Below are 6,834 nucleotides of genomic sequence, written 5' to 3'. Positions count from 1 at the left end.
CGCGCCGCGGCAGGTGCCGCGGTGCCGGGCCTCAGTGGGCGGCCGGGACCCCCGGGGCGGCCGGGGTGGTGGCGCCGGCGGCCGGGGTGGCGGCCTTGCTCGGCGCGGCGGCCGGGGCGGCCGGCCCGAAGCCCTTGTACAGGTCCTTGTTCGGGCTGACGTGGGCCTCGGTGTCGAGCTTCTCGTGGTTCTTGAACGTGAAGGAGGTCGCCACGTAGCCGCCCACGGTCACCGTGGTGGAGGCGACCTTGGCGATCGGGTTGCCCGGGCCGCCGAGCAGCACCGCGCCGCCGGCCGGGACGGAGATGCTGGTCAGCGGGGCGCCCGCGGCGTCGGTGAAGGCGGCGGGGGCGCCGCCGGCGACGGTGACGGCCTGCAGTTCGAGCACCTCGGGCCCGGTGTTGCTGATGTTCACCGTCACGTTGGCGGGGCCGGTGTGCTCGCCGGAGGACTCGTCCCCGGTGACCACGACGATGTTGTTCAGCACGACATCGGTGCCGAGGGTGGCCGACGCGTTGTCGGGCTTGATCTGCAAGGTCTCCGGGGTGTTCCCGGCGGCGCAGGAGGACAGCGGGGCGATGGCCAGGGCGGCGAGGGCGGCGATGCCGCCGCGTCGAAGGCTGCGGCTCACGGCGGCGGCTTCTCCTAAGTCACGTGTCGGAAGGTCAGGTCTCAGATTATCGACCTCGCTTATGCCGTCCTCACGGGGTGGTCCCTTCGTGTCGCGCACCCGGGGTGGACGGGGCGTCCGGACGGCGGCATCTCCGCGTGCTCAGGTCAAGCATCGACCAAGATCGGATCACGATCCGGAAACGGCCCGATAAACGGTGAAAGCTCAAGATCAAATCACGGTTTCGGGCGTGTTGCCAGAGGTTTCAGCGGGCGGCGGAACCGCCTCCGACCTGCGGGAAGCCCTCCTCGAACACCGGTCGCAGCACGTCATGGGGGTCCTTGTCAAGCCCCGAGACCGGCCCTGACCTGCGAAAACGCCCTTCGAGTGCGCCGAAAAGCGTGTTATTCTGGAAAGCCACGGAAGGGGTCCTGTCACATGACGTTCAAGGTTGGCGACACGGTGGTCTACCCCCATCACGGGGCCGCGCTGATCGAGGCCATCGAAATTCGCCAGATCAAAGGTGTGGACAAGACCTACCTGGTGCTCAAGGTGCAGCAGGGAGACCTGACGCTCCGCGTGCCCGCCGAGAACGCGGAGTTCGTCGGCGTTCGCGACGTGGTCGGCCAGGAAGGTCTGGACCGGGTCTTCGAGGTGCTCCGCGCGCCGTACACCGAAGAGCCGACCAACTGGTCCCGTCGCTACAAGGCGAACCTGGAGAAGCTCGCCTCGGGCGACGTTATCAAGGTCGCCGAGGTCGTGCGCGACCTCTGGCGTCGCGAGCGCGAGCGCGGCCTCTCCGCCGGTGAGAAGCGCATGCTCGCCAAGGCGCGCCAGATCCTCGTCAGCGAACTCGCGCTGGCGGAGAACACCAACGAGGACAAGGCGGAGACGCTGCTCGACGAGGTGCTCGCCTCGTAGCGGCCGTCCGCTCCACAACGCTCACAGCGCCCGATGCCGGCGCGCCGCCCACCGGACCCAGGGTCCGGGGGTGGTGCAGTGGCACTTCGGGCGCTGAGGCGTGTCCGGACGACGCCCCCGCACCCGAGCGGCCTCGGCCGGTCTCGGGTCCGCATGACCGTTTCTGCTTCTGTCCGGGCGGAAGACGGTGGTGCTTCGGAAGGGGTCCGCGCCCGTCGTGCACGCCATGGCCATACCCACTTCGCCGAAGGAGTGAAACCTGAACGCCACAGCAGCAGTCGCAGCAGCAGTCGTGCCCGCCGCCGGCCGCGGCGAGCGCCTGGGGCCGGGCGCCCCGAAGGCCCTGCGTGAACTGGGGGGCGTGCCGCTCCTGGTGCACGCCGTCCGGGCGCTGACCCGCAGCCGCGCGGTCGGCCTGGTCGTGGTCGCCGCCCCCGCCGACGGGGTGGCCGAGGTGGCCGCCCTGCTCGACAGTCACGGGCTGGAGGGCAAGGACATCCGGGTGGTGGCCGGCGGGGCGACCCGCCAGGAGTCGGTCCGACTGGGCCTGGCCGCCATCCCCGCCGAGGTCGGCATCGTGCTGGTGCACGACGCGGCCCGCCCGCTCGTCCCGGTCGAGGTGGTGGACGCGGTGGCGTCCGCCGTCCGGGCCGGGGCCGGGGCGGTGGTGCCGGCGGTGCCGCTGGCCGACACCGTCAAGCGGGTCGAGCCGGTCGCCGGCGGGCCCGAGCCGGTGATCGACACGCCCGACCGCGCCACCCTGCGCGCGGTGCAGACCCCGCAGGGCTTCCGCCGGGAGACGCTGGCCGAGGTGCACGCCAGGGCGCTGGCCGAGGAGGCCGCGGCGGACGGGTCCGGCCTGCCGCCGGTCACCGACGACGCGGGCCTGGTCGAGCGGTTCGGCGGCCGGGTGGTCGTGGTGCCCGGGCACGAGGAGGCGTTCAAGGTGACCCGTCCGCTGGACCTCGTCCTCGCCGAGGCCGTACTCGCCCGCCGGAGGGCCGCCGATGCCTACTGAGCCGATGCCCACTGAGCCGATGTCCACTGAACCGGTGCCTACCGGGCCGCGGCCTGCTGAGCCGCTTCCCGCCCATCCGGCGCCCGCCGACCCGCAGGCCCCGGTCGTCCCCCGGATCGGGATCGGCACCGATGTGCACGCCTTCGAGCCCGGCCGCCCGCTCCGGGTGGCCGGCCTGGAGTGGCCAGGCGCCGAGGCCGGCCTGGCCGGGCACTCGGACGCCGACGTGGCCGCGCACGCCGCCTGCGACGCCCTGTTCTCGGCCGCCGGGATCGGCGACCTGGGCGCGCACTTCGGCACCGACCGGCCGGAGTGGGCCGGCGCGTCCGGGGTGCGGCTGCTCGGCGAGGCGGCCCGGCTGGTCCGCGCGGCGGGCTTCGAGATCGGCAACGTCGCGATCCAGGTGATCGGGGTCCGGCCGAAGATCGGCAAGCGCCGGGCGGAGGCGCAGGCCGCGCTCGGCGCGGCGGTCGGGGCCCCGGTCTCGGTCTCCGGCACCACCACCGACGGGCTCGGCCTCACCGGCCGCGCCGAGGGGCTGGCGGCGATCGCCACCGCCCTGGTGTACGAGCGGCGTTGACCGCCGCGGCGCGCCGGGATCGGGAACAATCCCAGGACTGACGGGTGTTCAGCGGGCGTTGGGCGGGCCCGGGTCGATAGTGTTCGGCTCCGGGCCCGCGCAGGCCTCCCCCCGGGCCCACCGTTGCCGACGAGATGAGGTTTCCGATGGGCGTAGAACTCTCCGACCGCGCCAAGAAGCTGTTCGACGACAAGACCTTCGCCGTGGTCTCCACGATCCAGCCGGACGGCAGCCCCCAGTCCTCGGTCGTCTGGGTCAAGCGGGACGGCGACGACATCCTCTTCTCCACCGTCCAGGGCCGCCGCAAGCACCTCAACCTGGCCCGGGACCCGCGCGTCTCGATCGTCGTCAACCCGGCGGACAACCCGTACGAGTACCTGGAGGCGCGCGGCGAGGTCGTGATGACGACCGAGGGCGGACGGGAGCTGATCGACGAGCTGTCCCTGAAGTACCGGGGCGAGGAGACGTACGGCTTCGACGGTCCGGACGACGTGCGCGTGGTCGTGCGGCTCAGCCCGCGCAAGGTGGTCGGCTCGATCTGAGCCGGAGGGCCGGGCAGGGGTGTCTCCGGGGAAATCGGGCCCGAGGCGGTCTTGACATTTCGGAATGTAGCGGGGCACCCCCTACCGCCCACTACGCTTGACGCTGTGAGCATTCGACTGTACGACACCAGCACCCGACAGGTACGCGACTTCGTCCCGCTTGTACCGGGTTGTGTCTCGATCTACCTGTGCGGCGCTACCGTTCAGTCGGCGCCACACATCGGGCACATCCGGTCGTACCTCAACTTCGACGTCATGCAGCGGTGGTTCGCCTACCGCGGCTACCAGGTGACCTTCGCCCGGAACGTCACCGACATCGACGACAAGATCATCGCCAAGGAGCGCGAGCTCGGCACGCCGTGGTGGCAGATCGCCTACGAGAACGAACGCGCCTTCAACGACGGCTACGACGCGCTCGGCTGCCTGCCGCCGACCGTCGAACCGCGCGCGACCGGGCACATCCCCGAGATGGTCGAGATGATGCGCGGCCTCATCGAGAAGGGCCACGCCTACGCGGCCGACGGCAACGTCTACTTCGACGTGAAGTCGTACCCGGGCTACCTCGCGCTCTCCAACCAGAAGCTGGAGAACCTCCTGCAGCCCTCCGGCGAGGGCGAGACCGGCAAGCGCGACCCGCGCGACTTCGCGATGTGGAAGTCCGCCAAGCCGGGCGAGCCGAGCTGGGAGACCCCGTGGGGCCGCGGCCGTCCGGGCTGGCACCTGGAGTGCTCGGCGATGGCCCACAAGTACCTGGGCGCGGCCTTCGACGTTCACGGCGGCGGGCTGGACCTGATCTTCCCGCACCACGAGAACGAGATCGCCCAGTCCAAGGCCTACGGCGACGACTTCGCCAGCTTCTGGGTGCACAACGCCTGGGTCACCATGGCCGGCGAGAAGATGAGCAAGTCGCTCGGCAACTCGGTGCTGGTCTCCGAGATGGTCCAGCGCTGGCGGCCGATCGTGCTCCGCTACTACCTGGCGTCCCCGCACTACCGCTCGATGATCGAGTACAGCGAGGAGTCGCTGCGCGAGGCCGAGGCCGGCTTCGGCCGGATCGAGGGCTTCGTCCAGCGGGCCGTCGAACGCTGCGGCGCCGTCGACGCGGCGCCCGAGGTCCCGCCGGCCTTCGCCGAGGCGATGGACGACGACCTGGGTGTGCCGCAGGCGCTCGCGATCGTGCACACCGCCGTCCGCCAGGGCAACAGCGCCCTCACCGCGGACGACAAGGAGAGCGCGGTGGCGCGCTTGGCCGAGGTCCGTGCGATGCTCGGAGTACTGGGTCTGGACCCGCTCGACCGGCAGTGGGCCGGGACGGAGCGCGGCGAGGACCTGCACGGCGTGGTCGACTCGCTGGTCCGTCTCGTCCTGGACCAGCGCCAGGCGGCGCGGGCCCGCAAGGACTTCGCGACCGCGGACGCCATCCGTGACCAGCTCGGTCTGGCCGGGCTGGCGATCGAGGACACCCCGTCCGGCCCGCGCTGGACGATCAACAGCCAGTAACCCCCCGGCGACCGAGGGGTGAGGTGGGCCGTACCGGACCGGTGCGGCCCTCCCGCATGACGGAGCGCATGCCGTCGGGCGTCACCGGCACCGCCGGGGCGGCCGGCCATGCCGGACAGACAGACAGGAAGTACAGCCATGGCCGGCAACAGCCAGCGCAGGAACCGCCGCAACCCCGGGTCGAAGAAGGGCGCGAGTGTCGGTACCGGCGGCCACAGCCGGAAGGCGCTCCAGGGCAAGGGCCCGACCCCGCCCGGTGAGGAGCGCAAGGGCCACCCGAAGCAGCGGGCCGCCAACGCCGCGCTGAAGCGGGAGCGGGACGCCAAGGCCCGGGCCGGCATGCGCCGGGCCGGTGGCGGCGGCCGGGGCGGCCGGGGCGGCGCCGGCTCCGCCGAGCTGGTCTTCGGCCGCAACTCGGTCGTCGAGGCCCTGCAGGGCGACGTGCCGGCCAACGCGCTGTACGTCCAGCAGTTCATCGACACCGACGACCGGGTCCGCGACGCCTTCCAGGCCGCCAACGACCGCGGCATCCCGCTGATGGAGGCCCCGCGCCCGCAGCTGGACCAGATGACCGGCGGCATGAACCACCAGGGCCTGGTGCTGCAGGTCCCGCCGTACGAGTACGCGCACCCCGAGGACCTGCTGGACGAGGCCGCGGACTCCGGCCGGGACGCGCTGATCGTGGCGCTGGACGGCGTCACCGACTCGCGCAACCTGGGCGCCGTGGTCCGTTCCGCCGCAGCCTTCGGCGCGCACGGCGTGGTCATCCCGGAGCGCCGGGCGGCCGGCATGACCGCCGGAGCCTGGAAGACCTCCTCGGGCGCGGCGGCCCGGCTGCCCGTCGCCCGGGCGACCAACCTGACCCGGGCGCTGGAGGCGTACCAGAAGGCCGGTCTGATGGTGGTCGGCCTGGCGGCCGACGGCGAGGCGGAGATCGGCGACCTGGAGGCGCTGACCGGCCCGGTGGTGATCGTCGCGGGCAGCGAGGGCAAGGGCCTGTCCCGGCTGGTCTCGGAGACCTGCGACCTGCGGGTGCGGATCCCGATGTCCGGGCTCACCGAGTCGCTGAACGCGGGTGTCGCGGCCGGCGTCGTGCTGTACGAGGCGGCCCGGCTGCGCGCCAAGGTCGGCTGACTTCTGCCGTCGAGCTGGAGTGCCGGCCGACACGCCCGAGAACGGCGTACGGGCCTGAGCACGGCGCGGGTGGGCGGCGCAAGGCGTTCTCCGGAACCTCCCGCCGTCCGCCCGCAAATCAGGGGAAAGCGATCGGATCCGCCCGGGTCCGGTCGCTTTTTTCCTGATCCCTTCAAGGGGGCTCCCGATATCCACCCGGGAGAGTGTCCTAACCGGGCGTCACCCGGTTAGACGGGCGTGGACACCAGAACACCTAGGCGCCCGCTCCTGGGCGGTGGCAGCACCGGGATAGACGCGGGCCCCGGCCTCAACACGGTCAAGGTGCCGTCCGACCCGGCGCGCCTCAGCAGCACCCAGGCGAGCTTCCGGCTCAACCTCGGCACCCCGGTGGCGCCGCTGATCGACGCCCCGGCCGGACTGCTGTCCACCGGCGCCGCGTTCGGCGACCCGTACGGCACCCAGCGGCTGATCCGCCGCCCGCTGGTCACCCCGCAGGTGGTCGTCCCCGCCGGCGACGTGGGCGCGCTCG

The 6,834-nt window shown here is 72.4% G+C and carries 8 protein-coding genes; 7 read left to right on the top strand and 1 reads right to left on the bottom strand.

Translation table 11 applies throughout. The features are described 5' to 3' along the window. Positions 1-31: 31 nt before the first annotated feature. Positions 32-631 carry a DUF461 domain-containing protein gene (locus tag ABD308_RS37030; protein ID WP_344344959.1) on the bottom strand — a complete coding sequence of 200 codons (600 nt, stop codon included), beginning with the start codon at positions 629-631 and terminating at the stop codon, positions 32-34. Positions 632-1,048: 417 nt separating this feature from the next. Between ABD308_RS37030 and ABD308_RS37025 the strand changes: the two genes are divergently transcribed. The 7 genes from ABD308_RS37025 to ABD308_RS36995 all read left to right on the top strand — a co-directional run. Further along, on the top strand, positions 1,049-1,531 hold the full coding sequence (locus tag ABD308_RS37025) for a CarD family transcriptional regulator (RefSeq protein WP_030244332.1): 483 nt from the start codon (positions 1,049-1,051) through the stop codon (positions 1,529-1,531). 259 nt (positions 1,532-1,790) lie between these two features. Continuing rightward, positions 1,791-2,549 (top strand): 2-C-methyl-D-erythritol 4-phosphate cytidylyltransferase, encoded by a 759-nt coding sequence (gene ispD / locus ABD308_RS37020; protein ID WP_344344989.1) that lies wholly within the window; start codon positions 1,791-1,793, stop codon positions 2,547-2,549. 19 nt (positions 2,550-2,568) lie between these two features. Beyond that, complete coding sequence (ispF, locus tag ABD308_RS37015; RefSeq protein WP_344344723.1) at positions 2,569-3,129, top strand: 2-C-methyl-D-erythritol 2,4-cyclodiphosphate synthase; 561 nt, start codon at positions 2,569-2,571, stop codon at positions 3,127-3,129. Between the two features lie 146 nt (positions 3,130-3,275). Continuing rightward, positions 3,276-3,671, top strand: coding sequence for a PPOX class F420-dependent oxidoreductase (locus ABD308_RS37010; RefSeq protein ID WP_344344721.1), 396 nt, complete (start codon positions 3,276-3,278; stop codon positions 3,669-3,671). A 105-nt stretch (positions 3,672-3,776) separates the two neighbouring features. Then, positions 3,777-5,171 carry a cysteine--tRNA ligase gene (cysS, locus tag ABD308_RS37005; protein WP_344344718.1) on the top strand — a complete coding sequence of 465 codons (1,395 nt, stop codon included), beginning with the start codon at positions 3,777-3,779 and terminating at the stop codon, positions 5,169-5,171. 138 nt (positions 5,172-5,309) lie between these two features. Next, positions 5,310-6,305: a 23S rRNA (guanosine(2251)-2'-O)-methyltransferase RlmB gene (rlmB, locus tag ABD308_RS37000; protein WP_344344715.1), complete on the top strand. Its 996-nt coding sequence runs from the start codon at positions 5,310-5,312 to the stop codon at positions 6,303-6,305. Positions 6,306-6,626: 321 nt separating this feature from the next. Continuing rightward, the coding region (locus ABD308_RS36995) for a hypothetical protein (RefSeq protein WP_344344713.1) at positions 6,627-6,834 on the top strand (208 nt) is incomplete at its 3' end.

Origin of the sequence: Kitasatospora putterlickiae (assembly GCF_039527695.1) — a bacterium.
Lineage (GTDB): Bacteria > Actinomycetota > Actinomycetes > Streptomycetales > Streptomycetaceae > Kitasatospora > Kitasatospora putterlickiae.
Note: the sequence above shows the minus strand (reverse complement) of the source record. Positions and strands in the feature narration are given on the sequence as shown.